This is a genomic window from Butyrivibrio sp. VCB2001, assembly GCF_000423965.1.
GTDB lineage: Bacteria > Bacillota > Clostridia > Lachnospirales > Lachnospiraceae > Butyrivibrio.
Window position 1 is genome coordinate 397,972 of record NZ_AUIZ01000001.1, and the last position, 25,325, is coordinate 423,296.

Below are 25,325 nucleotides of genomic sequence, written 5' to 3' on the forward strand. Positions count from 1 at the left end.
ATAACAAAAAAGTCCGCAGCTCTATAAAAGAACTGCGAACTTTATCAGTCCAATATCCTTCCAATGAAATCCATGATGCATTTCTCTTTTTCTGCCGGCTTCATTTTATTAAATGCTTCTGAATGAATAGTTGCAGACAATCCAAATAAAACCTGACCTGCGAGTATTTCAGGATCGGCTTTGTTACCTACATTCCACTTTTCTATAAGAGACCTTATAGCAGGTATAAGTGCTAAAAGTGTTCCTTCATGCATCGCAGACTGAACCGTCCAGTGGATGTTTCCCTTAAGCTTATCGAAATTCTCCATGGATTTCTCGTAAATCGGAGTCAGCATCTTCACCAGATCTTCACGTGTATTACAGGTCAAAAGAGCTTTTTCAAATTTCTCACGGTATTCCTTAAAAAATCGTTCGACGACCATGTCAAACAACATGTCTTTTGACTTGAAATAGTGATAGAACATTCCTATCTCGCCGCCGACCTCATTCATTATCATCCTGACTGAAGTCGCTTCGTATCCATGTTCAAAAAACAGTTTCATTGCGGTCATTATAATCTCATCTCGTTTGCCGCCTTCAATTACTGCTTTCCTTGCCATCTGTTTTCTCCTCAATCCATCCTGCGATGGTATCAAGCAAAAGCCCCATGTTGCCAATCTGACAATGGTGGTCTGCCTGATCCTCTTTTGTAAAAAGCCTTCCCGTTACACTGCGTGCATTAACAAGTGCATCCAGCTGGTCCTGATAGAAAACGGTATAGAGATCAGTTTCACCTGCAAGCACCAGTGTATCCTGAGTGATCAGCTTAGATATTTCTCTCGTGTTATAGAGTCTTATATGATTGAAATACTCACAAGGCGTATGCACATTCTCATAGATAGCATAACCCTGTAAGAGAAGCCATTTGGTAAAGTATTTCTGATCAAACTTCCTGTTCAGTGACTTCCATAAAATATTCTTTGGATGCCTTGTCAGATAATCAAAGAGCTTCGCAAAGTTCCCCATCTTGCTTAATATTGCGCCGTAAAAATCATAGATAAGATCATACATTACAAGGCGGGTAATTCTCTTTTCATAAGCAGCTGCTCTTGTTGCAAGATATCCCCCAAGCGAAACACCAATTAGCGTTACATCATCCAAACCAAAATAATCAAGAACTGCGCCGGTGCAGTGTTCCCATTCCGGAGTCATTCTGACATCATGGTGCATCAGAACTTCACCCTGTCCGGGGCCTTCAAAGAAATATACGTTATATGAGAATTCATAGAAGTACGGAAGCATAGCCAAAAGGTCCTGTGCTATGCTGTCATATCCGCCGTGGATTACGATGGACCCCTTGGAATGCTCACACTCTGCATAATATACCGGCAGTTCATAGTTCTTGTACGGAATCCTTACCACCTTAAGATAAGGAATCTGCTCATAGTACTCATTATAAAGTTTCATGCATTTGTCGTACAGCACATGTTTTAGGTTTCTCCCCTCAGAATCCTTCTCCCCGCTTAGTGTGTAAAACTGAGCTGCGCGATAACATGTGGCTGCCTTAAGAAGTTCGCCTCCTTGTTCCGCCTTTTCTCCGGTTTCCGTGAAAAGAGAAATCCACTTCTCGAAGCTGTCTATCCTGCCTCCAATATCCATCAGCTCATCCTTGGAAAAGACTCCGTAGGTATAGAATCTGTTGAGCTGGAAGTTCAGCCCTGCGTCCTTGTTAAACTCGTAGTATCCTGCCTGAAACAGTACTTTTTCATTTGCCATGTTCTTCACCTCCATAAACCGAATATCGTTCTGCTAATTCAATATAACCTTATAATGAATCTGATGTCAAGAATAAAAAGAACATTATTCGGTTTATTTTGGTGATGAGTCACTGGGGACGTTTCACTTTGACTCAAAACGACATCACAAAGTGTCCTATGTTATACGTTGGTTGGAAACGTGATTACGACCACCCCACAACTTTTTTCTATGCAAAAAATAGTTGGAAATTTCAAAAAGGGTTTTTTTAGTTTTTTGAGAAATTGCATCACATAGCTCCCGTAGGTCGCCGCTTGTGGGGTAGGAAAAAGAGCTAGACATGAAATTTTAGAAATAGGCCTTCGAATGACCTTTGTAATTTCCAACTATTTTTCCGTAGGTAAATTTTTGTGATGCATTTCAAAAACAAGTTCCAACCAGAGCAGCCTTATATAAGGTTTTGTGATGCACTTTCGGCCGTGCCATTCTTCATGCATATAAAAAAGAGTCAAAGAGAACCGTCCCCATTGACTCCTTTTGACTCCTCGTGAGTCAATCTGAAACGTCCCCATTGACTCATTTTAGTTTTGCAATCATACCGGCTAAAGCCAAAAAGCTTTCGGCTTTGACTAAGGCAATTCCCTGTCCTTCATCTCCGAGAACAACCAGCTGATCTCCGGCAGATATATCAAACAGCTTTCTGGCCTTGACCGGAATCACTATCTGACCCTTATCGCCTACTGTTACAAGGCCAAAGAGGTGTTTGCCCTTAGGCGGAACAGCAAATCCCATATTGTCCTCAGGCTCGTAATTGGCAAGGTCATCTAAAGAGACTCCGAAAATATCTGCAAGCTGCTTGCATTTATCAAGATCAGGAATACTCTCTCCGGCTTCCCATTTGGCAACGGATTGCCTCGTGACGCCGAGCTTTTCTGCAACATCTTCCTGAGTCATCTGTGAAAACTTTCGCAACTGAACCAGATTGTCCTTAAACATAGTTTATTTCTCCTTCTTAATTCCAAGCACTGCCCACCTGAAAAACGGAATCCGTGAAATGATGGCATATAGACCGTATCCGAAAACAAATCCTGCCACAAGGCTTAAAATGTAGCATACAGGAGCGGGCAATAGCCCCGGTTTTGCAATGATCAGAGCCACGGACGAGATTCCTAGGTAATGGAATACGTATAGTCCGAAGCTATGAGCTGACATCCATTTGGTAAAAGAGCTGGCAGAGTCGCCAAAGCGTGCTATTCCGGCCAGCATTGCCAGTGATCCAGCGAATGTTGTCCAAACAGTGCTTTCTCATACATATCCCACCTTTGCAATTTATTTTAACATAATTCTATTGCTCTAGTAAGTATGAGTCCACCAATCAGAATTAACATTTAAGAAGCATTTGTGTTAAGAATTGTTGCTTTAGTTTTCTTTCAGATTGTATCTCCATCTGAATACAGCAACTCCGATGATCACAGCATAACCGATAAAAGATAGAACCGTCGGAACTTCACCAAGAAACAGCATGCCGAGTATTGCTGCAAAAATCACCTGTGTATAATCGAACACCGAAATCTCTTTTGCCGGAGCGTACTTATATGCAGATGTTATTCCGAATTGTCCGACAGTGGCTGAAAGCCCCGCCATAACAAGGCATAGAAGCTGCCATGGCTTTAAGACCACAAAATTCATTGCAATAAAAGGAATGGTTACAAGAGTTGAGAAAGCTGAAAAGCAGAGGACTATGATCGGTGTTCTCTCGCCTTTCTTGCCAAGTCTTCTGACAAATACATAGGCTGTTCCTGCGCCGAAGCCTCCATATAATCCTAACAGTCCGGGAACAAGCTGCATATTGCTACCTGACGGTCTGACGATCAGCATAGCACCGAGGAAAGCTATTATTACTGCCGCTATGTCTATTTTCTTTGGTTTTTCTTTTAATATTGGTATAGAAATGAGAATTGCGAAAAAAGGCGATAGTTTATTTAGCATATTCGCATCTGCTATGTTGAGTCTGTCTATCGCATAGAAATTTGCTATGAGTCCGCTGGTACCAAAAAGGCATCTGAAAAAAATATCTCCACCGCACCCCTTCTTTATGCTGATCTTCTCTTTTGTCCTCACAAGCATAAAAAGAGAAACGACGATAGCAACAGCATTCCTGAAAAATGCCTTTTCCATCGTCGGTATATCTCCTGATATTCTGACAAAAAACGTCATAAACGAAAAGCCAAGTGCGGCAAATAAAATGCAAATTATGCCTTTTGATTTATTACTGATGGCGTTTAATCTCTTGAAGTCCATTGTTTTTCCTTATCTCTTCCAAATTCTTCAAACAAGTATACTCCAAGAACAACATTAATTCCATTGCATCAATTAATGCTTAATGTGATAGTAACATCGCCTTTGGATAAAAGAGCTTCTATCTCCGCATCAGTTTTATCGGAAATATGTCCAAGTCTTGTGTATGCCCAGCTGTTTGAGCCATAGAATACCACCAGCTGATTGCCGGAATAAAGAACAATGTCTCCGGATGCAGTCGTGGTCTGCTTATCTTCCCTTGGTAGACTCTGTCCAATTGAGCCCACCTGCTCAAAGCCGCCATACATTGACATGTATATCGACAGCGGTCCGGAAGAAACAAGCTCTTTTAACGCATCAACAGAACTGTTAGCTTCCCAGTCCACATTTACTTTTGTATCACCGATTGTCATTGTCATAGTTGTTTCTCCTATTTCCGTCTCATCTGACGATGCAGTTTCTTCAATGCTATCTGCAACAGTACTATCTGACATAAGATTATTCTGTGAACTTTCCACATCGACGTTTTCCGATGACGATGTTACTGATTTCATATTCTGATCTTCATATAGAGTTTTTCCATCATCCGAACAGGCACTTATGCTCAACATCATAGCGATACATATTACTGCTAATATCATGTTTCTCTTCATTGCACATACCCTTTATTTCAAAGCTTTACCAAACTCATAGGCTTCATTTAACTCTTCGGTTTTCTTTGATGCCTCGCCCATATCGCCTATTCCGCCGCAGAACAATGAACCGGCAAACTCAGCCTTACCAAAGCAATCCACCCAGCCTTGAAGTCCACTGACAGCCTTTTCAGGCACGAACTCTTCATCCTCAGCTGCAACAGAAAGCATATAAACATTCCTGAACTTATAATCAGACGGATAGAGAGGATTAAGCCTGTCCAAAAGAGTCTTCATCTGCCCGCTCATCTCATAGTAATATATAGGTGTAGCAAAGACCAATGTATCTGCGTTCTTTACCTTTTCAGCAATTTCCACTGCATCATCATTTATAACACACTGCTGCGTTTTCTGGCAGGCAAGGCATCCGATGCAAAACCCAATTTTCTTTCCCTTAAGGCTTATGTGCTCAACATCATGTTCTACAGCCTTGGCACCTTCTATAAGTTTTTCTGTCAGTATATCGGAATTACTCTTTGCGCGAAGGCTTGTTGAAATCACTAATACTCTGCTCATATCGTCACCATCCTTATTTCAAGTATTCCTCAAAAAAGCTCTGCAGTTTGTCAAACGGGATGTAATCCTTATTTCCGCCATCGTAGAGATCTGTGTGCACAGCATCCGGAATTATCATTAGTTCCTTGTTATCAGCATACTTGCTGTCTTTGATCATATCTGCGTACGCATCTTTAGAAAAATAGCATGAATGAGCTTTTTCTCCGTGAACCAAAAGTACTGCACTTCTGATCTCATTGCTATATTTTAATATTGGCTGATTTACAAAGGATTCGCAACCTATCACATTCCATCCACCGTTGGAATTAAGGCTTCTTCCATGATATCCTCTGGTAGTCTTGTAATAGTCATAATAGTCTTTTACAAAGAAAGGTGCATCGTCAGGAAGAGGATCAACCACTCCACCGCCAAGCTTGTACTCGCCTGCTTTCAGATCCTCAAGTCTCTGAGCACACATAGCTGCCTTATGCTGATACCTTGCCTCTTCGCTGTCCTCGGAATCGAAATATCCCTTGGCATTTACTCTTGTCATGTCATACATAGTCATAGCTGCCGTAGCTTTGATCCTTGTATCAAGAGCTGCAGTATTAAGCGCCATTCCGCCCCATCCGCAGATGCCTATTATTCCGATTCTCTCAGGGTCAACCTTTTCATTTAATGAGAGGAAATCAACCGCAGCCATGAAATCTTCAGTATTGATATCCGGTGATGCCATGTATCTCACATTGCCTCCGGACTCTCCTGTAAATGAGGGATCGAATGCTATTGTCAAAAAACCTCTCTCCGCCATTGTCTGTGCATAAAGACCTGAACACTGCTCTTTTACCGCGCCAAAAGGTCCTGATACAGCGATGGCAGGAAGCTTTCCTTCAGCATTCTTTGGAATATACATGTCAGCTGCAAGCGTAATACCATATCTGTTTACAAATGTAACTTTGCTGTGGTCTACCTTCTCACTCTTTTTAAAGGTCTTATCCCATACTGTTGCAAGGTTGAGTTCTTCTTTTCTGATCATTTGGTTTTCCTCCTGAAATATCATTTTTCTTTCTGAATCTGTCTTATCAAAAAATCCATATTGTCTACTTTTTTCTGGCTATCATGAAGCTCATCCATCAAATGACATCGGCATTGTCTCAGATTGCGTAGTAAGGTCTCTTTGTCACCTTCTTCATACAGTTTTTTCATAGATGATGTCTGTCTCTCATCACAGCCCATATCTGAAAGGTTTTCAAGAATATTTATTGTTTCCATCTTTAGTGCTCCTTCCAATTTCAATACTAAGGCCTTGACCTGAATTTCGCTAATGAATAAAATAAATATCATGATATTCGTTTTTGGAATATCATTGCATCTTTCTCAATAGAAAGGAGTTTCCATGGAAATAAGAAATCTCAAGTATTTTCTTGCAGTCGCAAGAGAAGAAAACATGTCAAAGGCCGCTGAGCAGCTCCACGTTTCCCAGCCCACTCTTTCAAAGACACTCAAAGCCTTAGAAGAAGAACTGGGAAAAAAGCTTTTCACAAGGCACAGCTTTAGCATCTCCCTCACAGATGAAGGAATGCTACTGCGTGACCGCGCTCAGGATCTTGTCGCTATGTCAGATAAGATAGAGCAGGAATTTAATACTCTGGATGACATAACCGGTGGCGATATTTATTTTGGTCTGGCTGAGAGCTATCAGATCAGATATCTTGCGAGAGAGATCCATAAGTTAAAAGACAAATACCCTAATTTCACGTATCACATAACCAGCGGAGATACTGAGCAGGTAACAGAAAAGCTCGACAAGGGCATTCTTGATTTTGCCGTGCTGTGCGAAACACCTGACAGCAATAAATATGAGTTTGTAAAATTCCCGCAGGCCGATGTATGGGGCGCAATAATATCTGCCTCGCATCCGCTGTCCAAAAAGAAAACCATCAGAGTTTCCGATCTTGTGGGGCAACCTCTTTTTGTATCTGAACAGAGTTGGAATAACGAGATCAAAGCCTGGGCAAAAGACAGATTCTCTGAGCTTAAACTCGAAGGCTCTTTTAGGCTTTCATACAATGCCAGTGTATTTGCCAAAGAGAACCTCGGCATACTTCTAACCTTTAAAGATCTGATCAACACAGAAAAAAGCGACCTGGTATTCAGGCCGCTTTCTCCAAAGCTCTCTTCCGATCTTTATCTTATATGGAACAAGTATCAGACTTTTACTCCTATTGCCGAAAAGTTCCTGGATCAGATCAAGAAAGCATTTGATCAGCATTAAAAGCTCTTACTTAGTTCTTTTCAAATTCAGGCTTCCAGCCTGCAAACTGTACAAGCTGTGCATCCGTTCTGTGATAGTAGCGCTCATTTTTATCAAGCTTTGCAATTTCTGCCATCTCATCGTCTGTCAGCTTAAAATCTAGGATGTTCAGGTTGTCCTTGATATGATCCACATTCTTGCTTCCGGGTATTACAACGAATCCCATCTGTGTATGCCAGCGAAGAATGACCTGTGCCGGACTCTTTCCGTATTTCTTTCCAAGCTCGGCAAATAATGGCTCATTTATAAGAGACTTGTCACCGTGGCCAAGAGGATACCAGCTCATCAGCTTGATATCGTATTTATCCAGTGTTTTTCTGAGTTCCTTCTGGGTAAAGTACGGATGAGCCTCTACCTGTATGAACTGTGGAACAATCTCCCACTTGGTCTGAAGTTCTTCTATATACTTGCCTTCAAAGTTTGAGATGCCTATAGATTTAGCCTTGCCTTCTTTATATGCCTTTTCAAGCTGTCTGTATCCTGCAAGCCAGTTGCCAGCAGGCTGATGGATATAGAGAAGATCCACATAATCTACTCCGAGACGCTCAAGTGTCTCATCTACTGCATTTTCATTCTCATACTCACTGGGCCACAGCTTTGTTGAAAGGAAAATCTCTTTTCTCTCAACGCCGCTGTCTTTCATGCCTCTGCCGACAGCTCTCTCGTTTACATATGCATTGGCTGTATCAATAAGTCTATAGCCCATCTTTAACGCTTCTCTCACACTATTCTCCGCATCTGCAGGTGAAAGCATAAATGTTCCTATTCCAACTACAGGACACTCTAGTTTGTTATTTAAGATTACATTTTCCATTATGAATTTCTCCCTTCTATGATTCATTCCTTCTGTCAAATTGTCTGAAAATGAGCCACTGACTCCGTCCCTAGGGCTCATTTTGGTTTTAGATGAGTCCGTTTGCTGAAAACCACTTCTTTACTGCTTCTTTGGAATCGGCAGCACGGCTTCCGGTGATTGCAAGTCCGCTCTTAACAACCGCTCCCTTGGCTGCTTTCTTAATGTCGCTTTCGCTTGATCCAAGTCCGCTTCCTTCGTTGGTGCAAAGAGGAAGGATTGTCTTGCCTGTGAAATCATATTTTTCAAGGAAGGTGGCAACTGCCATAGGATAAGTTCCCCAGTAGTTTGGATAGCCAAGAACTATAGTGTCGTAATCATCGATGCTATCCAAATAGTTTACAAGTTCAGGTCTCGCATTATTCTGCTTATCCTTCTTGGCTTCCTCGATACAAGTCATATAAACCGGAGAATAAGGATCCTTCATCTCAATCTTGAAGCTGTCTGCATCTATCAGTTCATTCATAATGCCGGCTACAATCTCGGTATTACCGACTTTCACATATCTCATTGCTCCGCCGAAATAGTTTTCATCTGCTCTTGAAAAATAAGCTATAAGTGTCCTGCCCATATTCGTTCCTCCATCTTCATATCAAATGTTTTATTTTCGTTTTCTTGTCTCTTGTTGTTTACATTTTCGCATATGGTGTTATAAAATGTCCAATAGAAATAATTGATATTCTATTTAATTTTTAAATATCCAAAGAGTAGGAGGACTGCCACCATGACAACAAAACAGATTGATTACTGCATAGAACTTGCCCGTACCCAGAGTTTTTCCAGAGGTTCTGAGAATATGTTTGTCAGTCAGCCAACTTTCTCCTATCAGATAAAGCTTCTTGAAGATGAAGTAGGCTTTGCCATATTTGAAAGAAACGGAAAGGGAGCTACGCTAACCCCCGCAGGGACACAGTTCGTGACATACCTGACCAATATGCGTGAAGACTTAAAGCGCGCTATTGAACAGGGGCAAAATTTCAGCGTCAAATACAAAGACAACATCACGGTTAGCCTTATGGTGCGCCAGGCATTGTACTTTTTGCCGGAAGCAATCCGGATCTTTGAAAAAGAGTGCCCCGGTATTCAGATCACTCCTTTGTTTCAATATGCTAATGGTTTAGATTCTTTTCTTAAGAATGAGTCAGACGTATTCTTCGCTCTTAAAGAACAAACAAAACAGCTCGCAGGAGTTACTGTCCACGAGCTGTTTGATAGTCATATTTATTTGATCACAGACAAAGATGATCCGCTTGCCCAAAAGAACCTTATAACCGATGAAGATATCTACGGGCGTACCCTTATGGTTGGAGGCGGATCTCCCACTCTTCTTCGAAGCGTTCAGTCGAAGCTGATATCCTCAGGTAAGATTGAATATTTCAACAGCCCCGATCACGACACTACTCTCACAAACGTAGCCTCAGGTAAGGGGATATGCCTTGCTCCCGGTTTTCTTAACGATCACAGCGGCCAGTTTGCCTGGGTTCCATACGCTTGTAAGGATACCTTCCACTGCGTCCTTGTCACACACAGACAGGATACAAGAGAAAGCCTTGGCGATTTTGTTAAGACGCTTCAGAAGCTCTACAAAGATGCTGTAGCCTTCCCGTTATGATATAGTCTTATTCTTCTTCAAAAATGCAACAATCATCAGTATGTAACAGATTGTCTTTGGAAGCATGAGCATTCCGAGCATAGGAACAAGCCCCGCAAACACTGCTACCGGGATATAGAACAGGAATGACAACAGAATATACAGCCACATCAGGCGAAAGATTCTTTCTTCTGATTTCTTAACAAAGTACAGATAACAAATTACAGCTCCCAGAATCACAAAAGGAATATTCCTGATGATGCCCCAAGTCATGCTGCTTTCGTTTTGGAACCATCCGTTTTGCGGGAACAGACACAGGATTATCCTGACTACAGAAAGCGTCCATATTGCTATGGTCAGTTTTCTGTTCTCATCAATTCCATATACACGTATCCACAGGTAATAAACCAGCACATAAAAGACTGTCATGGTAATTGAAGTTACAAGTTTACCAACGCCAAGAGCCACAGTAAAATCGCTGTTCACAAAGTAATTCAGCACTCTTGGGACAAGGTGAAATGCATCACCACAGCCCAGTATCAGCGCAGCATATCCCATGAGCTTTCCTGTGGCATCTTTAGATCTTTTCAGAATAATGAAGCCACTTATTATCGCGAACAACAGGTAGCAAATATCAAATAATGATTCTCCGTATTTCATCTTTCCTCCTTAATTGGCACTTTGATCCATTTTCTCAAATGCCATCCTTGGGTTATCGTCTTCATCTACATGAATGGTTCCGCGGTGAACGAAACCGTTCTTCTTTAGCATATTCTGCATAACCTTGTTATCTCCGTGGGTATCAATCCGTAGATTTTTGCATTTATCAAATGCCCATTTCAAGCAAAAAGAACCTACGCCTTTTTCAAAACCGTCGGATGCAATCCTGTGCACAACTCCGTATGTACTGCTGCCAGTCCAGTTGCCATCTTCAATATCAATGTAATTTGGCTCAATCTCTTTTCCCTGGTTAAAAAAAAAAGTTCCGATCACGCTGCCGTTATCGTTCTCGCACACGTAACTGCAGCCCTTTTCTATATCTTCCTTAATTAGCCATTCCGGCGGCCAGTTTGTAGGCCCCCACTGATTTGGATTCCCGTGTTCAGCCATGAACTTTCTGGCATAGGCATATATTTCCATTATTCTTGTTAAATCATTGTTAGTCGAATTTCTTATCTTCATTGCCTTTTGAGTTATCTTTCCTCCACCCAGTTAAAGAACTTATCAACACTCTTATTTTCTTCCCGTCTCTTGGCAAATACTCCTGCAGTATACCAGGAATGTGTGTTGAGTTCATCAGTCACTTCATAGAGTTCGCACTGCATGCCAAGCCCCAGCGCCTTATCGCGGAAGTCTTCCGCAAACGAGAAATCCACAAGTCCGTCATGCCTGCTCTGTATCAGCAACATAGGGATATGGTTATTTGTCAAAAGAGCTATCGGCTCAGCCTTCTTTCTGTCATACCCCTTTGGGAACAGCTGATTTTCAAGAATTTTGAGTACAAGCGAAGATTTATCATTGAAACAATAGGGTCCGCCCCAACCGACATAGCCTATAACTCCGGATATATCCACTTTATACTTTTCCTGATTGGCTTTGCTGAAAGTCAGTATTGAAGAAAGATGCGCTCCTGCACTGGGTCCGCAAATAATGATCTTGGACGTATCAATAGCCTTTTGATTCAAGTACTCAATTGCATGATTGTAACCGGCACATACATCCTCAATCTGCGCCGGGTATTTCTTTTGCGTAGAAAGTCTGTAGCCCATCGATATGAAGCGATAGCCTTCATCAGCAAAACGCTGACCCATGTAATCAAAATCCTCGGGTGTACCGGCATTCCAGCCGCCTCCATGGATCCAGACTATGACCTTATCCGACTTCACCTTATCCGGCTCATAATAGTAGTAATACTGATTTTTATCTGAGCCGTAAGAGATTTTCTCGGGAGTCATTATTTTTGGGACTTTCCCTATCTCTTTATAAATCGCTGAATAGCTGAAGCTTTCTCTCAAAAAATCATTCATAGCTAAGATAGTCCTCTTTGGTAATCTCTAAATGAACAATCCCGTCACCCTTAAACGCACGATCCAGAAGCAGGCAAAGGCCCTGTTTTCCATAACCTTTCCCTCTCTCAGGTGCGTAGATTACGATTCCCATATCACACCAATCCTGATTCGGACATCATTTTCACATAGAACCATCCGTCTTCAGGACGGGGTATAAATAACTGTAGATCACTCATTTTGAATTTCTTAGTATTCCTTTTTTATCTCTTCTATTTTGTATGTTTCCTTAAACTTGTCCAAATCCTTAGCATCTCTGATCAGCATTACCTCGGTGAAATGGCCGTCTTCCTTACTCTTAAAGCCTGCCACTTGCTCTCCGGTACAGATACTGCACTTAATTACAGCTATCTGTTTGTCGGAGTCAAAAGGAATGTCTTTGCTAATAGATTTCTGTTTCTTACCAAAATGAATGAGCCCCATTTTCAAATCCTCACTGATATTTTTCTATTGTCCTTACAACAGCTGACAAGTACGTACTTCCGAAAAGGTTAAGATGGTTAGTAAGATGATACAGGTTGTACAAGTCTCTTCTGTCGCTATATCCCGGCACCTGATCGATCACACTGAAATATGACTCGTAAAACCGTCTGTCGAAACCGCCAAAAAGCTCAGTCATGGCGATGTCGGCTTCATTACATCCTACATAAACCGCCGGATCAATCAGCAATGGATCACCTTTTTCATCAGTCATGAAATTTCCCGACCACAGATCCCCATGTAAAAGAGATGGCTTTTCAGGTTCGAACAAGTATCTGTCCAGATTATCAAGAAGCTTGTTTGCAAGCTTTATGGTGTCATTATCAAAATATTTACTTGCCAGCTCAAACTGAGGCCGAAGCCTGCATTCAGAAAAGAACTCTATCCAACCTGATTTTGGAGTGTTCTTCTGCGCTCCTGCTCCGATGTAATTATCTCTTTGAAAGCCATACTTTCCTTCAGGCACAAAGGCGGACGCATCTGCCATGTGCATGTTTGCGAGACAGATTCCAAAGTTTTCCCAAAAGTCAGGCGCATAATAGGCTCTTTCTATATACTCCATCAGAAGAAATGAGTACCCATCATCTGTTCCGACTGCATAGATATCAGGTACACGAACAGCCTTGGTTGACTTTATCGCAGCAATTCCTTCCGCTTCAGCTCTGAAAAAGTCAGCATTTGAAATGCTGTTGGCTTTCAGAAAAAGAGATCCTCCATCCGAAAGTATCAGCCTATATGCTTCATTTGCATCTCCACCATGGACTACCTGCCTGTCCACCACAGTGACGTCTTTTCCCCTGGCTAAATGTACAGCTTCTTTTAATGAACTGAGCACCGGCGTTTTAGAAGTAACTCCCCACATGATTTCCTCTTTACATTATTCGTACACAATGCCTTTTATTCACTATAACACTGATCAAAAATTGTACTGCATGAAATTTCCGTTGTGCTTAAACCCATATGATTCGTATAACTTTACACCCATATTCGATGCTGTAATATAGATTGTTCCGCAGCCATAGTCTTTTGCTTCTTTTACTACTCTGTCCAGTAACTCTGTAGCGATTCCCATCCGCCTATAGCTTGGATCGGTATACATGCTGGACAAGATGCCCAATTTTCCTGAAGGGCATGTGAAATATGGCGGCTTTTCTGCGAAGGACATACCACTTGTTCCGACTATCTTATCACCATCAAATGCAAGCCAGGAAACATAGGTTCCGGCTTCCATGTTCCTTTTATAAAAATCCATCAGAGCCTCTTCAAGATTTACATCATTCGGTACAGTTTTTCCCTCTGATGTGTATTCCTCTGTCAGCTGATCTATTCTCATTTTTATGATCTTGCTCAATTCGTTCTCTGATAATCTTTTATAAACAATGTCCATAAACTTATCCGTCCATTCTGTCATGAATTCTTTTTAAACCGGGAATATGTCATCCTTTACATACTCTGAAATATATTTCGTTTACAATCTCATCCTTGCTCTTGTCTTCAGTGATGTTAGTTTCTTTTATAAGGTCCAGATAATCCTTTTCTTTCCACCACTTGCGCATCTCATCCGCACCAAACTCAGCTGCTTTGGATCTGGTATTATGCCGTCTAACGGTTTCTTCAAAAGAGATATCGAAATAATACGCATATATGTCAGAACCATACAGTTCGATTGCAGCTTCAAACAGCTCTTGATACCAGTCTGCAATAAATATCCCTTCCAATATGACCACTTCGCAGTTTTCACTTCCGTACTCAAGCATCTGCTTTATAAATAACGTACGAGAAAACCCCTTCCGATGAAGTCGGTTGTGGGATGAATCGCCTTTACACAAACATATGTTTGTGCTAGAATAAAAAACATATCGGAACATTGAAAACTGTATATAGAGGGTTGCGCCACGAATCTAACAAATCAAGAACCTGTGGCACGTAAAATATACAAGGTGTTTGTTCCCGGCGCCACAACGCGCATCTAACAACATTTGCAAGTATGCCGAAGGGTTTTTCCCGACGGAGTAGTGGCACTGTGAACGTGCCTTACTATACTGCTTTGGTATTGTAGAAACCATTTCCGATGTTGTCGGTGATGGTAGTTCATCTTCAGCTACAAAAAGCACATCCTCTCCATTTGTCCAATATCGATCCAAATAGCCGTACTCGTAGCCCTCCACATCTTCTGTATGATAAATTGTCTGTAGCATCTCTATAAACAATTCACGAATTCTCTGTTCATCATCCGAAATTGCTTTTCTGATCCTATACCCCATTTCCCCTCCTGCAATCCTTATTTCATATGATAGTATATCCTTCAGCCCCCAATATACTTAAAGCCCTGTCAAAGTTTTCTTCTTTTACCAGAATATAATCGGTGTTGTAAGTTGATACAGCAAAAATGCTAATCTTATGGTCTGCAAGGATCCCGGATATTTTTGCCAGTATACCAACCAGTGAAAAATCCAGTGTTCCCTGAATGCGAAATCCTCTCCATCCATCGTCGCGTTCTATCGTATCTGACGGAGTATTTTCTGTAATGCACACCAGCGACAGTTCTTCATCTGTTTTTCCGATGAAATAAATCTCTGCACCCATATCTATGTCAGAGATCTCTTTCACTTTGCAAACTGTTAATCTATGCGGTATTTTCTTGAGTTCCATTTATTCATCCCTTCACTTCTTTTTTAGCCCTTTCCATGGCCTCTATCACCTTGTCGCAAAAGAGGTCGAATTCAGGGTCTTCCTCATATTCATCAGGATGTGCAAGAACATAGTCAAGAGCCATACGAACGCCCTTGTGGAAAGGAATATTCGTTGTCATCTGAGGTACGAGCCTCTTTAGCTTAGTATTGTCAAAGACAACGGAGACTGCCTTATCACCAAGGAGTCCTCCTCTGAAATCATATCCGTATTTCTCTCCCACATCGCTCAAAAACTCTGAAGACACATGATATGGTTTAAGCTCTACGCCCAGAGCATCAGCAATTGTCTTGTATATCTGATCCCATGTCAGTATCTCATCTCCTGTGATCTGGAATGCTTCACCGATGGCATGTCTGTTACCCATAAGGCCTGTAAAGCCGATGGCAAAGTCGCTATTAAAGGTAAGCGCCCAAAGAGATGATCCGTCGCCCTGAATAATGACAGGTTTTCCTTCCTGCATTCGTCTTATCACCTGATAGAAACCCTTGTTGCCATGCACTCCAAGCGGAATGTGTCTCTCATCATAGGTATGGCTGGGCCTTACTATGGTTACAGGAAAACCTTCTTCTCGATATTTCTTTAAAAGAAATTCCTCACAGGCGATCTTGTTTCTCGAATACTCCCAATATGGATTAGCAAGGGTAGTCCCTTCTGTGATCACATAAGAAGCCGCCGGTTTATTGTATGCGGAGGCTGAACTTATAAAGATATACTGATCTGTCTTTTTATTAAAGAGTCTGTAATCACGCTCCACTGCTGCCACATCAAATGCAATAAAGTCGCTCACAACATCAAATGTCATGCCTTCAAGTTTATTCCTAACATCTTCTTCATCATTTATGTCTGCAGTTATCTGCTTAACCGACGCAGGAACTTCGCTCTTCCTGTTTCCTCTGTTTAAAAGATATACCTCCCACTGAGGATCCTGGGCCAGTCTCTTTACTATTCCCATGCTTATTGTGCCTGTTCCGCCGATAAAAAGAGCTCTCATATTATTCCCTCCGTTTGCTTTCTGCTAAAACACAACCTGAACCAAAAACATGTATAACACTGTTCCGACAACTACACTTAAAATAGAATTTCTTTTCCACAAATACGAACCGATGACAACCGCCATGGCAATGATCTCCGGAATCGCATGTGGCGCTGAGGTAAAAGAAATATCCCTAAGGCAATACACAATAAGAAGCCCCATGGCAGTGTACGGAACAGTCCTTCCAAGATACATGATGTAATCAGGAACCTTCTCACCTCTTCCGAATATAAGCACAGGAACTATCCTTGTAGCCAGGGTAACAAGACCCATGATCACGATAATTATAAAAGCATGTCTGTAATCAATCATTGTGCACCTCCTTTGGCTCAATCTTCCCCCTTGCCAGTGTCAGTGTTCCAATGATTATGATCATCGCCGGAATCAGGAAAATATCTGTTCCAAATATTATCCGGCAAAGAAGTGTAGCCCCAAGTCCCAGTATTGCCGGAATGTGGTTCTTGGCATCAAGCCACTGCTGAACAAATACTGTTGTGAAAAGAGCTGTCATCGAAAAATCAATTCCCGTCGAATCAAAGTTTAAATATGTTCCCATCACTCCGCCAAGGAAAGAACCAATAACCCATGATGACTGATCAAAAAGTGTAACAAGAAGTCTGTGTCCGCTTCTGTTAACGCCTTCAGGACATGCATCGCTGCTAAGCATCGCATAAGTCTCATCGCAGAGCGCATAGTATAAATACCATTTTCTTTTTCCCTCCCTACGGTATCTTCCAATCATAGATATGCTGAAAAAGGCATGTCTTGCGGATACCATAAAAGCTGTTAACGCAGCCATGATAAAAGAGCCTGCGCCAAGCATTGATACGCTTACAAACTGAACGGTTCCACTGAATATAACAATTCCCGACAGCACAGACCACAGAGGTCCGAAGCCGTGCTTTTCCATGAGTATCCCATATCCGCTTCCCAGCACCAGGAAGGTTACCATTATGGGAAAAGAGGTCTTAAGTGCTGCCTTAACTTCCTTCCCCGTTATTCTAAATTCCTCAGTTTCCATGTGATCATTCACTCTCCGATTTCATTCTCTTTTATAAACTGATCAAGGATTTCAGCAGCATCCCCTATTATCTCCGGGCACGGACGTTTCTTGTAATACTCAGCTGTCCTTGCTTCCGGGACTGGTACGTCGTGTCGCACATTAAGCCCCAAAAGTTCTCTGCACACAATCGATCCGTGCTGCTCTTCAAACCTATGAGCGAGCTCCTGTATCCTAGCGTAATGATCTGCCTTCACCTGTCCTGTCTCCGGTCCATCGTACCCATATAAAAGTCCTGCCACCATGAACATTCCGCTGACAGATCCGCAAACCTCTCTCAGTCTTCCCATTCCGCCACCAAAGGATGATGACATTTTTAAAAGACTTTTCTCATCAATATCAAGCATATCTGCAAAAGCCAGAACAATTGACTGCGAGCAGTTATATCCCTTCATGAAATTAGCCATTGCTGCTTCTCTTCTTGTCATACCAAAACCTCCTGAATACCCCTGTATTTACTGCTTTCCATAAAAAAACAGCTTACTTCATTATACACAATCTAAATTGACATTGTACCGCCTATTTGGTACAACAAAGCAATAGGGTATATACAGGAGAAAAGTATGAAAAAACGAAGCGCCAGCTTAAGACGCATACTAATAACCCCGGAACGTTTCATTCCGGTGAGTTTTCTTATAACTATCATCATAGGAACACTTCTTCTCATGCTTCCTATATCAAGTGCTTCCGGCGAAGAGACAGGTGTTTTGACTGCACTGTTTACCGCGACAACATCCGTTTGTGTCACGGGACTTGTAGTTGTTGACACTTACGCGCATTGGAGTTTCTTCGGCCAGCTTGTAATTCTTTTACTTGTTCAGATCGGAGGCCTTGGAGTAGTATCTGTAGGCTCCATGCTTCTTCTTGTAAGTAAAAAGAAATTCTCCCTGGGAGACAGGGTTCTTTTGGGCGATGCTCTCAATGTAGATCTGAATCATGGTCTTTTAGGCTTCCTTATCCGAATATTCAAAGGAGTCTTTACCGTAGAAGGTATCGCTGCAGTTCTTTACGCGATCATGTTCATTCCCAGATACGGTTTTGGAAAAGGTCTCTGGTCCGCAATATTCCAGTCAGTCTCAGCCTTCTGTAACGCAGGTATGGATGTTATCGGTCCAAACAGCATGATAGAATTCAGAGACTCCTACTTCCTTATGAGTCTTACCATGCTGATGATCATACTTGGCGGACTTGGCTTCGTTGTATGGTTTGATGTTATCGACGGCATCAGAAAAGGAATCAAAAATCATCTCGGTCCTATTGTGACCCTAAGACATCTGCCCGAGCACACAAAACTGGTGCTGTGGGCGACCATAATCCTTATACTCACAGGAACTGGCGTCGTTCTTGCAGCTGAGTATAACAATCCGGAAACCATAGGGAACATGAACCTGTCTTACAAGATTTTGAACAGTATGTTCCAGTCGGTCACCTTCAGAACCGCAGGCTTTGCATCCGTGCCACAGGAGAGCCTGACAGAAATCTCCTGCTCCATCGGCTACATCCTCATGTTCATAGGTGGATCACCTGTCGGAACAGCCGGCGGTGTTAAAACTGTTACAGCTTTCCTGGTACTTATGAATGCCTTCTCTTACATAGGCGGTAAAAAGGAAACCATCGTATTCCACAGAAAGGTTTCAACAGAGCTTATGAGAAAGGCTGCTGCCATCGTGACTGTCAGCTTATCCTTTGTAATCCTTATGACGCTGCTGCTCCTTGCAGGCGAAGACATTCCGCTGACTGATGCTCTGTACGAGATCACAAGCGCCCTTGGAACAGTTGGACTTACAAGAGGCTTAACGCCGCGCCTTTGCTCATACTCAAGGATAATCGTTATCATTTCAATGTATCTTGGAAGGATCGGTCCTATCTCAATGGCATTTTTCTTTGCCAGAGAGGCAGGGATCAAAAACAGGATCAGTCATTCCGAAGGAATGTTTTACGTAGGTTAGGAGGAATAATCATGGGAAAATCAGTTGCAGTACTTGGACTTGGAAAATACGGAAAGAGCCTTGCAGAAAATCTTTATATGATGGGCGCCGATGTGCTTGCCGTTGATAAAGATAAAGAGCTTATCAATGAATTTGCAGGAAAATGCACTTCCGCAGTGTGTGCAAACCTTGAGAACGAAGACGAGGTGGAAGCCCTTGGCCTTAAGAACATGGATATTGTAGTTTGTGCCACAGGTAACCTTGCTGCTGCCATCATGAGCGTTGCAGTTGCAAAAGAAAAAGGCGTTCCCCTTATAGTTGCAAAAACCTCCTCAGACAGAATGTCATCTATTCTACTGAAGATCGGTGTAGATAAGATTCTTGATCCCGAGGGAGAAGGTGGTATGCGCTCTGCTCGTATCCTGCTTTCAAAGTCCTTTAAGGATTTCCTTGAAATCGACAGCAACATGTATATTGTTGAGATGTATGTAAAAGATGAGTGGGTTGGTAAAAACCTGATTGAACTGGGACTTCGCCAAAAGCACAGGATGAATGTCATTGCTGTTCGCAAAAAGGACCAGAAATGGGGCTTCAGCTCACCCAACGAACCACTTGAAAGAGATATGGTTCTCCTTATCGCCATGGAGAAAAAGGATGTAAATAAGTGGCACTGATCATATCAGTTGCCACTTTTTTCTTACTCTTCATCCCTGATCTTATCAAGTGCATCGCCTATAATCTTATCGTCATGTAAAAAAACAAGCCTTGTTCCCACCCATGTACCGGCATAGATAATGACATAGATCACAGAAGTTAAGATAAATCCGAAGGTTCCGCGATACCAGTAAAAGAGATATCCAAATCCCATAATAAGCGCATATAGCAAGATGAAATGCGCTATGAGCTTAATATAGTATTTAACCGGTGACTCATCTTTGTCATCACCTGCATCAGACAAAAGAAATACTGTTACCAGGCTGCAAAAGAAGCTCGCAAGCACGATAGATCCCGGAATGTACCATGGAAATCCCGTATCTGTACCTCTGAAGGCCAAAAGCCCCAGAACACTTATATAACACAGGACCATGAAGCTGACCATCATTGTCTGTTCAAAAATAAGCTTTAGTTTATTCATACTTATAACCCCAATTTCTTCTTAAGCTCTTTTACATAACTCCTTGAGATGACCACCACTTCTCCGTTTAAGAGCTCGGCTCGCATCCTGGCGTTACTCTCCGTCTTAACGCTTCTTATCTTACGAAGATTGCAGATCATTGACTTGGAGCACCGAAAGAACCTGAAGTCAAGATTCTGCTCGATCTCATAGAGTCTGCACCTCATATCAAGGCACGCATCCTTGGTATAGGCAAAGCACTTATCATCAACGCTTTCAAAATAATAGATCTGGGATAATCTGCAAGGAACTTTCTCACCATCCCGGTAGCCTACTAATATCTGTTCCCCGTTTTCCAGAAGTCCTATTGCAGTGTCGATGGAAGATGTGCGCTCGTATGCATTTATTACTGCACCTTCGCTCTCCTCCTGCGAAATCTTATTGAATGTGACCCTCAAAACTTTTCCCCTTTACTTTCTGCCGAAAACAGCAGGATATACCACTCTCAAAACTCCGATAAATATGACTGTACTAATTATCACGTAAATCCAGGTCAGATTCAATGTCCAAATTTCACCACCTACTACAGTGTTATAAGAAAATACATCAAGCATTGCTTTCATGAAAGCGCCGTTATCAAGACCACCGATGCACTCGTCCATGTGACGAAGGATTCCACCTGTAAGGTAGTTTCTGATAAGTACTGTGATTCCTGTTGCAGGAACAAGATTGCATACATTCTGAATTTCCTTGTTAAACTGTGAAAGAGGCATGTAAGCTCCGATCACAAAACCTGATACTGCTGATAAGATTCCCATGAAAGCACCGCAGGTACCCATGCTCTTAAAGAACATCATAACTACCATGAATACAGATGTTGATGATACTGTTCCAAGGAATACTGCGCCTACGAGCTTAACAATATCAAGTGCTGTCAGATACATATCTCCGCTCATGTTAAGGATTCCGATCCCAACTGCCAAAACTACCATTGCCTGCATGAAAGCTGAAATAACTGCTGCAAAGAAGTAAGAAAGAATGATCTCAAATCTCTTAACAGGTGTTGAAAGCATATCCAGATCAACTCTGTCTTCTCTGTCCCTGACTATGATCTCAAGCGCGTTGTAAGGAATAGTTATAAGCGCTGAACTGATGATACCTGTAAGAAGGAGCCCGTTTACAAACTGAGCCATGTCTTTTGCTGCTACCAGGTTCTCAAGCCCTGTTGCTGCATCCTGCAGAGATGACAGAAGGCTGTTCTTCAGGAAAAGAATGTAGAGAAGAAGTATGATCATTGGTGTGAGCATTGAGAAAAAGAGTGTACCTTTATCTGTAAAAAATACCAGCATATTTCTTTTTGTAAGTCCGATAAATCCTCTGAGTTTAGCCATTTACGTTCACCATTTCCTTTCCTGTAAGTGTTAAGAACACGTCGTCCATTGTACCTTTTATAATTTCAAAATCCTTGATAATTCCTTTGTTCTTCCAGATAAATTCTGTAATGCCTTCATTCATGGAGATGTTGTAGTGATCAACTTCATATCTGAACTTTGAGCTTCCTGCATGCTGTATCAGCTTACTGCTTTCTTCACTCTCATCGGTGTACCAGATAAGCTTTTTGCTTGTGTATCTGCTCTTAAGCTCTGCCGGTGTTCCTTCAGCTATTATGTTTCCTTTGTCCATGATCACCACATTTTCTGCTTCCGCTGTCTCCTCCATGTAATGTGTTGTGAGGAAGATTGTGAGGTTATCATGTTTTCTCAGGTAATTGATGTAGTCCCAAACCATCTTGCGTGACATCGGATCCAGTCCGGTAGTGGGCTCATCCAGAAACAGAATGCTCGGTTTGTGTAAAAGAGCTCTCGCAATATCTATTCGTCTCTTCTGACCACCTGAGAGCTTCTCGTATTTTCTGTTCCAGATATCTCCAAGACTGAACTCTTCCCAAAGACCTTCAAGCCTTTTCATGATCTCTTTCTTGTCGTATCCGTAATATGCTCCTCTGGTCATGAGATTCTGTTTAACTGTGAGCTTTCCGTCGAGTACCGAGTTCTGAAATACGATTCCGATCTCTTTCCTTATATTGTCATCATCCTTACCAAGTTCATGTCCCATCACGTATGCGTTTCCGCTTGTCTTTGGAAGGATGGTGCTCAGCATATTTATTGTTGTTGACTTTCCTGCTCCGTTTTCTCCCAGGAATGCGAAGAGCTCGCCCTGATTAACTGAGAATGATATATTATTTACTGCTGTGAATTCTCCGTATTTCTTTTGGAGGTTATTTACTTCGATTGCCTTTTTCATTTCGTTCCCCTTTTCTTTATTTGTTGTTTCCTTGCTTCTGAACTGATAATACATGATTTTTCGCACAAAAAAAGCGCAACTGCGGTGAGTTGCACTTTTCGTTCGGTGAAATGCAAAAACTATTCAATTTTTATATCAGCCGTAGTATTTGGTGGAACGACTATGTCATATTTGTACTTGCCATCTTCCTGAAGGCTCCATGCGCATGACACAGTTCCATATATGCTGTCATAGCTAAAGGACGCTCGTGTGAAATGTCCTCCGGGCTTAGGCGCGATGATAAAATGATTTTCTCCATCCACCTTAATGCCACACATCTCAGAGAATATCCATTCACAGACAGCTCCCTTTGAATAATGGTTGAGGGAGGCTATTCCGCCGCCAAGTCCATTGTCAGATGTGGGTCCGTTCCAGTCTTCCCAGATAGTGGTTGCTCCGATCTTCGGCATATATAGCCATCCCGGTTTTTCTTCATTTTCCAGAAGCTTATATGCGAGGCTTAAATCAATCTTCTGAAGGACATACAGAATAAGGGGCGTTGATAAAAAGCCTGTTCCGACTCTCCAACCGTATTCATCAAGGGCCTTTATGAGTCTTCTCTCTGCATACCCTTTCTGGGTCTCATTCAAAAGATCAAAGTACAGCGGGCGAACAAGGCGAGCCTGTCTGTTTGTATCAAGAGAAAACTCACTGTTTTCAATCAGCTCCTGATAAGCTCTCTTGCAGCCTTCAGAATACTCCTGATATTCCTTTGCATCCTGCTCTTTTCCAAGAGCCTTTGCAATCTCGCTCATAAGCCCTAAAACATAGCTTGTATATGCTGTAGCTTCTTCAGGTTTGGATTTTGAAAAGTCTTTAAAAGACGATTTGTGAACATCGGAAGGCTCTGCCCATTCGCCGTAATGTTGTCCTACATTGTAGAGATATTTACTGTTTTCCTTTGATATCTTGACTTTCTCAGACATAAGAGCTGAGCGCTTACCAAGGCGTCCGATAGCGAATGATGCGTACTTTTTCATGTTGTCATAGTACTTTTCAATAAAAGAAATATCGCCGTATTTCTTCCACAGTCTATAAGGGATCATGATTCCTGCATCAGCCCACCCTACAGAACCGTCCATGGATTTCATGTAAAAGTCAGTCCCACCCTCAGGTGCTATCTGTGTAAAAGCGCCATTCTTACGCTGAAGGTCACAAAGATCTTTTTCATACTTATCAGCAAAAGGTGCATAGTTCACCATATAGCTTGCTGTATTTACAAATATCTGTGCATCTCCGGACCATCCATGACGTTCCCTTGTCGGGCAGTCTGTAGGAAGATCGGCAGAGTTGTTCTTAAGAGACCAAAGTGTATTCTCAACGAACTTATTAAGAAGTTCATTTGAACTGTCAAAAGAGAATGTGGTCTCAAAATCGGAATAAACAGCAATAGCTGTAATGTCCTCCGGATGTATTTCCACATCACTTTCAACAAGGACATATTGGAATCCGAAAATCGCAAATCTGGTCTTGTAATAGTTATCTCCATCTTTACAGAAATACTCTATCTGCTGAAGCGGAGTTGCAAAATCCTTTTTTACGCACTGGATATTAGCCTGTGTAAACTCTCCGTTCTCATCGAGCTTTTCTCCAAATCTCATAAAGATTCTCTGACCGGCTTTTGCTCTTACCTTAAACTCGATATATCCTGCTATATTCTGTCCGAAGCCAAAGACCTTTTTACCGCCGGGAGTAATGATCAGTTTTGGATCTGTTAATCTTTCATGTTCTGTAAGCGCGAAGTTATCTGATGCAGTAGGGATCACGTTATGCTTTGTAGCCTTTGCTTTTTTCCACATCGCTTTCGAAAAGTCTTCTCTTGTGGCATCGAAAATCTCACCGTCTTTGTTGTCGGCAAATCTGATGGAGCCCTCATTTGTCCATTCAAATTTATCGTTAGAACAGAGTCTCTTTTTGCTTCCATCAGAAAAATAGACCTCAATCTGTACAAGAAGTTTTGTCTCATTGCCATAGAAGTTTTTAAGTCCCCAAGCTCCGACACTTCCTCTGTACCATCCATCAGCCAGCATAAAAAACAGATCATTGATGCCGGTCCTTATCATAGAGGTAATATCAACTGTCTGGTACTGAACTCTTTTTCTGTAATCCGTGTGTCCCGGTGCAAGGCAGAAGTTTCCGATCTTTTTACCATTTAACTGACCTTCATACAGGCCACAGGCAGACATATACGCTCTGGCCTTTTTTACCTCTTTTCCGGATTCCACATTAAAGCTCATTCTGAAGCAGTCTACAGGGTATCTCATCTTTCTTTTTACTGAATAATTACCTGTAATCCATGTAGCCTTCCAGTCGCTTTCATCTATAAGCCCAAGCTCAAAAGTAGCTTCTTCGCTTGGCTCTCCCTTATTGCCTTCTTCATCCCAAAGCTCAACGCTCCAGTTTATTCTCTGTCTGCTCTTTAAGTCTTCTCCACCCCAGGGAATCAGGTGCATTTTGGAGGAATTAGTCTTCTCTGAGTCCCATACAACATTTCCGTTATCATCTTTGGCTATGATCTGATAGGCAGTCTGTGTTTTGCCACCTTCACAGACCCAGCTGAGTCTTGGCTTTGTGTAATCTATTCCGATAGGGTTTGTTAAGTACTCTGTTTTTAGTCTGATTGCTTTCAT

Annotated in this window: 34 protein-coding genes; 4 read left to right on the top strand and 30 right to left on the bottom strand. The window is 42.0% G+C overall.

Features of this window, described 5'->3' with window-relative positions:
• Nucleotides 1-44: 44 nt before the first annotated feature.
• The 9 genes from G589_RS20830 to G589_RS0101815 all read right to left on the bottom strand — a co-directional run bounded on the left by G589_RS20830 (nucleotide 45) and on the right by G589_RS0101815 (nucleotide 6,491).
• Complete coding sequence (locus G589_RS20830; protein ID WP_051192117.1) at nucleotides 45-599, bottom strand: TetR/AcrR family transcriptional regulator; 555 nt, start codon at nucleotides 597-599, stop codon at nucleotides 45-47.
• Nucleotides 577-1,755, bottom strand: coding sequence for an alpha/beta fold hydrolase (locus G589_RS0101785; protein WP_026520867.1), 1,179 nt, complete (start codon nucleotides 1,753-1,755; stop codon nucleotides 577-579). The genes G589_RS20830 and G589_RS0101785 overlap by 23 nt, the downstream gene beginning before the upstream one ends.
• Before the next feature lie 555 nt (nucleotides 1,756-2,310).
• Nucleotides 2,311-2,730 (bottom strand): helix-turn-helix domain-containing protein, encoded by a 420-nt coding sequence (locus G589_RS0101790; RefSeq protein ID WP_026520868.1) that lies wholly within the window; start codon nucleotides 2,728-2,730, stop codon nucleotides 2,311-2,313.
• A 3-nt stretch (nucleotides 2,731-2,733) separates the two neighbouring features.
• A complete protein-coding gene (locus G589_RS21805; RefSeq protein WP_155832482.1) occupies nucleotides 2,734-3,000 on the bottom strand; it encodes a hypothetical protein in 267 nt (88 codons plus the stop codon).
• A gap of 153 nt (nucleotides 3,001-3,153) precedes the next feature.
• Nucleotides 3,154-4,035: a DMT family transporter gene (locus G589_RS0101795; RefSeq protein ID WP_035775073.1), complete on the bottom strand. Its 882-nt coding sequence runs from the start codon at nucleotides 4,033-4,035 to the stop codon at nucleotides 3,154-3,156.
• A 68-nt stretch (nucleotides 4,036-4,103) separates the two neighbouring features.
• Nucleotides 4,104-4,586: a cyclophilin-like fold protein gene (locus G589_RS0101800; protein WP_155832483.1), complete on the bottom strand. Its 483-nt coding sequence runs from the start codon at nucleotides 4,584-4,586 to the stop codon at nucleotides 4,104-4,106.
• 111 nt (nucleotides 4,587-4,697) lie between these two features.
• The gene (locus G589_RS0101805; protein ID WP_026520871.1) at nucleotides 4,698-5,240 is read right to left on the bottom strand and encodes a flavodoxin family protein; all 543 of its coding nucleotides are present in this window, start codon (nucleotides 5,238-5,240) and stop codon (nucleotides 4,698-4,700) included.
• 13 nt (nucleotides 5,241-5,253) lie between these two features.
• A complete protein-coding gene (locus G589_RS0101810) occupies nucleotides 5,254-6,255 on the bottom strand; it encodes an alpha/beta hydrolase (protein ID WP_035775076.1) in 1,002 nt (333 codons plus the stop codon).
• Nucleotides 6,256-6,275: 20 nt separating this feature from the next.
• On the bottom strand, nucleotides 6,276-6,491 hold the full coding sequence (locus tag G589_RS0101815; RefSeq protein WP_026512686.1) for a hypothetical protein: 216 nt from the start codon (nucleotides 6,489-6,491) through the stop codon (nucleotides 6,276-6,278).
• 124 nt (nucleotides 6,492-6,615) lie between these two features.
• Here G589_RS0101815 and G589_RS0101820 point away from each other — a divergent pair, with 124 nt between their 5' ends.
• Nucleotides 6,616-7,494, top strand: a complete 879-nt coding sequence (locus tag G589_RS0101820; RefSeq protein WP_026520873.1) for a LysR family transcriptional regulator — start codon at nucleotides 6,616-6,618, stop codon at nucleotides 7,492-7,494.
• A 10-nt stretch (nucleotides 7,495-7,504) separates the two neighbouring features.
• Here G589_RS0101820 and G589_RS0101825 read toward each other — a convergent pair whose 3' ends face one another.
• On the bottom strand, nucleotides 7,505-8,347 hold the full coding sequence (locus tag G589_RS0101825; RefSeq protein WP_026520874.1) for an aldo/keto reductase: 843 nt from the start codon (nucleotides 8,345-8,347) through the stop codon (nucleotides 7,505-7,507).
• A gap of 88 nt (nucleotides 8,348-8,435) precedes the next feature.
• Entirely contained in the window at nucleotides 8,436-8,957 is a 522-nt protein-coding gene (locus G589_RS0101830) for a flavodoxin (RefSeq protein WP_026520875.1), read from the bottom strand.
• A 153-nt stretch (nucleotides 8,958-9,110) separates the two neighbouring features.
• On the opposite strand from G589_RS0101830, the gene G589_RS0101835 reads away from it, so the two are divergent.
• Nucleotides 9,111-9,998: a LysR family transcriptional regulator gene (locus G589_RS0101835; RefSeq protein ID WP_026520876.1), complete on the top strand. Its 888-nt coding sequence runs from the start codon at nucleotides 9,111-9,113 to the stop codon at nucleotides 9,996-9,998.
• Here G589_RS0101835 and G589_RS0101840 read toward each other — a convergent pair.
• From G589_RS0101840 to G589_RS0101905, 14 genes are all read right to left on the bottom strand, one after another.
• Nucleotides 9,993-10,637, bottom strand: a complete 645-nt coding sequence (locus tag G589_RS0101840) for a hypothetical protein (protein WP_026520877.1) — start codon at nucleotides 10,635-10,637, stop codon at nucleotides 9,993-9,995. The two genes, G589_RS0101835 and G589_RS0101840, sit on opposite strands and share 6 nt — an antisense overlap.
• A 9-nt stretch (nucleotides 10,638-10,646) precedes the next feature.
• On the bottom strand, nucleotides 10,647-11,159 hold the full coding sequence (locus G589_RS0101845) for a GNAT family N-acetyltransferase (RefSeq protein WP_026520878.1): 513 nt from the start codon (nucleotides 11,157-11,159) through the stop codon (nucleotides 10,647-10,649).
• Between the two features lie 11 nt (nucleotides 11,160-11,170).
• Nucleotides 11,171-12,004: an alpha/beta hydrolase gene (locus tag G589_RS18555; protein ID WP_051192118.1), complete on the bottom strand. Its 834-nt coding sequence runs from the start codon at nucleotides 12,002-12,004 to the stop codon at nucleotides 11,171-11,173.
• Nucleotides 11,997-12,137 (bottom strand): hypothetical protein, encoded by a 141-nt coding sequence (locus tag G589_RS21810; RefSeq protein ID WP_155832484.1) that lies wholly within the window; start codon nucleotides 12,135-12,137, stop codon nucleotides 11,997-11,999. Before G589_RS21810 ends, G589_RS18555 begins: the two co-directional genes overlap by 8 nt.
• Nucleotides 12,138-12,232: 95 nt before the next feature.
• On the bottom strand, nucleotides 12,233-12,466 hold the full coding sequence (locus G589_RS0101860) for a hypothetical protein (RefSeq protein ID WP_026520879.1): 234 nt from the start codon (nucleotides 12,464-12,466) through the stop codon (nucleotides 12,233-12,235).
• Between the two features lie 10 nt (nucleotides 12,467-12,476).
• A complete protein-coding gene (locus G589_RS0101865) occupies nucleotides 12,477-13,385 on the bottom strand; it encodes a fructosamine kinase family protein (RefSeq protein ID WP_035775078.1) in 909 nt (302 codons plus the stop codon).
• A 54-nt stretch (nucleotides 13,386-13,439) separates the two neighbouring features.
• Nucleotides 13,440-13,910, bottom strand: coding sequence for a GNAT family N-acetyltransferase (locus G589_RS0101870; RefSeq protein WP_026520881.1), 471 nt, complete (start codon nucleotides 13,908-13,910; stop codon nucleotides 13,440-13,442).
• A gap of 49 nt (nucleotides 13,911-13,959) precedes the next feature.
• On the bottom strand, nucleotides 13,960-14,280 hold the full coding sequence (locus G589_RS18560; RefSeq protein ID WP_051192119.1) for a kinase: 321 nt from the start codon (nucleotides 14,278-14,280) through the stop codon (nucleotides 13,960-13,962).
• A 144-nt stretch (nucleotides 14,281-14,424) separates the two neighbouring features.
• Nucleotides 14,425-14,787, bottom strand: coding sequence for a hypothetical protein (locus G589_RS0101880; RefSeq protein ID WP_026520882.1), 363 nt, complete (start codon nucleotides 14,785-14,787; stop codon nucleotides 14,425-14,427).
• 22 nt (nucleotides 14,788-14,809) lie between these two features.
• Nucleotides 14,810-15,175: an ACT domain-containing protein gene (locus G589_RS0101885; protein ID WP_026520883.1), complete on the bottom strand. Its 366-nt coding sequence runs from the start codon at nucleotides 15,173-15,175 to the stop codon at nucleotides 14,810-14,812.
• A gap of 4 nt (nucleotides 15,176-15,179) precedes the next feature.
• Complete coding sequence (locus tag G589_RS0101890) at nucleotides 15,180-16,208, bottom strand: NAD-dependent epimerase/dehydratase family protein (RefSeq protein WP_026520884.1); 1,029 nt, start codon at nucleotides 16,206-16,208, stop codon at nucleotides 15,180-15,182.
• A gap of 24 nt (nucleotides 16,209-16,232) precedes the next feature.
• Nucleotides 16,233-16,562, bottom strand: coding sequence for a branched-chain amino acid transporter permease (locus G589_RS0101895; protein WP_026520885.1), 330 nt, complete (start codon nucleotides 16,560-16,562; stop codon nucleotides 16,233-16,235).
• A complete protein-coding gene (locus G589_RS0101900) occupies nucleotides 16,555-17,271 on the bottom strand; it encodes an AzlC family ABC transporter permease (RefSeq protein WP_035775080.1) in 717 nt (238 codons plus the stop codon). Before G589_RS0101900 ends, G589_RS0101895 begins: the two co-directional genes overlap by 8 nt.
• Nucleotides 17,272-17,279: 8 nt before the next feature.
• A complete protein-coding gene (locus G589_RS0101905) occupies nucleotides 17,280-17,738 on the bottom strand; it encodes a C-GCAxxG-C-C family protein (RefSeq protein ID WP_026520887.1) in 459 nt (152 codons plus the stop codon).
• Nucleotides 17,739-17,873: 135 nt separating this feature from the next.
• On the opposite strand from G589_RS0101905, the gene G589_RS0101910 reads away from it, so the two are divergent.
• Nucleotides 17,874-19,259: a TrkH family potassium uptake protein gene (locus G589_RS0101910; RefSeq protein WP_026520888.1), complete on the top strand. Its 1,386-nt coding sequence runs from the start codon at nucleotides 17,874-17,876 to the stop codon at nucleotides 19,257-19,259.
• Nucleotides 19,260-19,270: 11 nt separating this feature from the next.
• The gene (locus G589_RS0101915) at nucleotides 19,271-19,912 is read left to right on the top strand and encodes a potassium channel family protein (protein ID WP_026520889.1); all 642 of its coding nucleotides are present in this window, start codon (nucleotides 19,271-19,273) and stop codon (nucleotides 19,910-19,912) included.
• Nucleotides 19,913-19,935: 23 nt separating this feature from the next.
• Here the strand turns inward: G589_RS0101915 and G589_RS0101920 are convergent, their stop codons facing one another.
• The 5 genes from G589_RS0101920 to G589_RS18565 all read right to left on the bottom strand — a co-directional run bounded on the left by G589_RS0101920 (nucleotide 19,936) and on the right by G589_RS18565 (nucleotide 25,325).
• Nucleotides 19,936-20,373 carry a hypothetical protein gene (locus G589_RS0101920; protein ID WP_026518783.1) on the bottom strand — a complete coding sequence of 146 codons (438 nt, stop codon included), beginning with the start codon at nucleotides 20,371-20,373 and terminating at the stop codon, nucleotides 19,936-19,938.
• Between the two features lie 2 nt (nucleotides 20,374-20,375).
• On the bottom strand, nucleotides 20,376-20,810 hold the full coding sequence (locus G589_RS0101925) for a LytTR family DNA-binding domain-containing protein (protein WP_022767327.1): 435 nt from the start codon (nucleotides 20,808-20,810) through the stop codon (nucleotides 20,376-20,378).
• A gap of 12 nt (nucleotides 20,811-20,822) precedes the next feature.
• Entirely contained in the window at nucleotides 20,823-21,743 is a 921-nt protein-coding gene (locus G589_RS0101930) for an ABC transporter permease (protein WP_026520890.1), read from the bottom strand.
• Entirely contained in the window at nucleotides 21,736-22,656 is a 921-nt protein-coding gene (locus G589_RS0101935) for an ABC transporter ATP-binding protein (protein WP_026520891.1), read from the bottom strand. The genes G589_RS0101930 and G589_RS0101935 overlap by 8 nt, the downstream gene beginning before the upstream one ends.
• A 119-nt stretch (nucleotides 22,657-22,775) precedes the next feature.
• The gene (locus tag G589_RS18565; protein ID WP_051192120.1) at nucleotides 22,776-25,325 is read right to left on the bottom strand and encodes an alpha-L-rhamnosidase; all 2,550 of its coding nucleotides are present in this window, start codon (nucleotides 25,323-25,325) and stop codon (nucleotides 22,776-22,778) included.

Coding starts and splice junctions, on each gene's coding strand:
- G589_RS20830 (WP_051192117.1), bottom strand. CDS start 599: ATGGCAAGGAAAGCAGTAATTGAAGGCGGCAAACGAGATGAGATTATA.
- G589_RS0101785 (WP_026520867.1), bottom strand. CDS start 1,755: ATGGCAAATGAAAAAGTACTGTTTCAGGCAGGATACTACGAGTTTAAC.
- G589_RS0101790 (WP_026520868.1), bottom strand. CDS start 2,730: ATGTTTAAGGACAATCTGGTTCAGTTGCGAAAGTTTTCACAGATGACT.
- G589_RS21805 (WP_155832482.1), bottom strand. CDS start 3,000: ATGCTGGCCGGAATAGCACGCTTTGGCGACTCTGCCAGCTCTTTTACC.
- G589_RS0101795 (WP_035775073.1), bottom strand. CDS start 4,035: ATGGACTTCAAGAGATTAAACGCCATCAGTAATAAATCAAAAGGCATA.
- G589_RS0101800 (WP_155832483.1), bottom strand. CDS start 4,586: ATGAAATCAGTAACATCGTCATCGGAAAACGTCGATGTGGAAAGTTCA.
- G589_RS0101805 (WP_026520871.1), bottom strand. CDS start 5,240: ATGAGCAGAGTATTAGTGATTTCAACAAGCCTTCGCGCAAAGAGTAAT.
- G589_RS0101810 (WP_035775076.1), bottom strand. CDS start 6,255: ATGATCAGAAAAGAAGAACTCAACCTTGCAACAGTATGGGATAAGACC.
- G589_RS0101815 (WP_026512686.1), bottom strand. CDS start 6,491: ATGGAAACAATAAATATTCTTGAAAACCTTTCAGATATGGGCTGTGAT.
- G589_RS0101820 (WP_026520873.1), top strand. CDS start 6,616: ATGGAAATAAGAAATCTCAAGTATTTTCTTGCAGTCGCAAGAGAAGAA.
- G589_RS0101825 (WP_026520874.1), bottom strand. CDS start 8,347: ATGGAAAATGTAATCTTAAATAACAAACTAGAGTGTCCTGTAGTTGGA.
- G589_RS0101830 (WP_026520875.1), bottom strand. CDS start 8,957: ATGGGCAGGACACTTATAGCTTATTTTTCAAGAGCAGATGAAAACTAT.
- G589_RS0101835 (WP_026520876.1), top strand. CDS start 9,111: ATGACAACAAAACAGATTGATTACTGCATAGAACTTGCCCGTACCCAG.
- G589_RS0101840 (WP_026520877.1), bottom strand. CDS start 10,637: ATGAAATACGGAGAATCATTATTTGATATTTGCTACCTGTTGTTCGCG.
- G589_RS0101845 (WP_026520878.1), bottom strand. CDS start 11,159: ATGAAGATAAGAAATTCGACTAACAATGATTTAACAAGAATAATGGAA.
- G589_RS18555 (WP_051192118.1), bottom strand. CDS start 12,004: ATGAATGATTTTTTGAGAGAAAGCTTCAGCTATTCAGCGATTTATAAA.
- G589_RS21810 (WP_155832484.1), bottom strand. CDS start 12,137: ATGGGAATCGTAATCTACGCACCTGAGAGAGGGAAAGGTTATGGAAAA.
- G589_RS0101860 (WP_026520879.1), bottom strand. CDS start 12,466: ATGGGGCTCATTCATTTTGGTAAGAAACAGAAATCTATTAGCAAAGAC.
- G589_RS0101865 (WP_035775078.1), bottom strand. CDS start 13,385: ATGTGGGGAGTTACTTCTAAAACGCCGGTGCTCAGTTCATTAAAAGAA.
- G589_RS0101870 (WP_026520881.1), bottom strand. CDS start 13,910: ATGGACATTGTTTATAAAAGATTATCAGAGAACGAATTGAGCAAGATC.
- G589_RS18560 (WP_051192119.1), bottom strand. CDS start 14,280: ATGCTTGAGTACGGAAGTGAAAACTGCGAAGTGGTCATATTGGAAGGG.
- G589_RS0101880 (WP_026520882.1), bottom strand. CDS start 14,787: ATGGGGTATAGGATCAGAAAAGCAATTTCGGATGATGAACAGAGAATT.
- G589_RS0101885 (WP_026520883.1), bottom strand. CDS start 15,175: ATGGAACTCAAGAAAATACCGCATAGATTAACAGTTTGCAAAGTGAAA.
- G589_RS0101890 (WP_026520884.1), bottom strand. CDS start 16,208: ATGAGAGCTCTTTTTATCGGCGGAACAGGCACAATAAGCATGGGAATA.
- G589_RS0101895 (WP_026520885.1), bottom strand. CDS start 16,562: ATGATTGATTACAGACATGCTTTTATAATTATCGTGATCATGGGTCTT.
- G589_RS0101900 (WP_035775080.1), bottom strand. CDS start 17,271: ATGGAAACTGAGGAATTTAGAATAACGGGGAAGGAAGTTAAGGCAGCA.
- G589_RS0101905 (WP_026520887.1), bottom strand. CDS start 17,738: ATGACAAGAAGAGAAGCAGCAATGGCTAATTTCATGAAGGGATATAAC.
- G589_RS0101910 (WP_026520888.1), top strand. CDS start 17,874: ATGAAAAAACGAAGCGCCAGCTTAAGACGCATACTAATAACCCCGGAA.
- G589_RS0101915 (WP_026520889.1), top strand. CDS start 19,271: ATGGGAAAATCAGTTGCAGTACTTGGACTTGGAAAATACGGAAAGAGC.
- G589_RS0101920 (WP_026518783.1), bottom strand. CDS start 20,373: ATGAATAAACTAAAGCTTATTTTTGAACAGACAATGATGGTCAGCTTC.
- G589_RS0101930 (WP_026520890.1), bottom strand. CDS start 21,743: ATGGCTAAACTCAGAGGATTTATCGGACTTACAAAAAGAAATATGCTG.
- G589_RS0101935 (WP_026520891.1), bottom strand. CDS start 22,656: ATGAAAAAGGCAATCGAAGTAAATAACCTCCAAAAGAAATACGGAGAA.
- G589_RS18565 (WP_051192120.1), bottom strand. CDS start 25,325: ATGAAAGCAATCAGACTAAAAACAGAGTACTTAACAAACCCTATCGGA.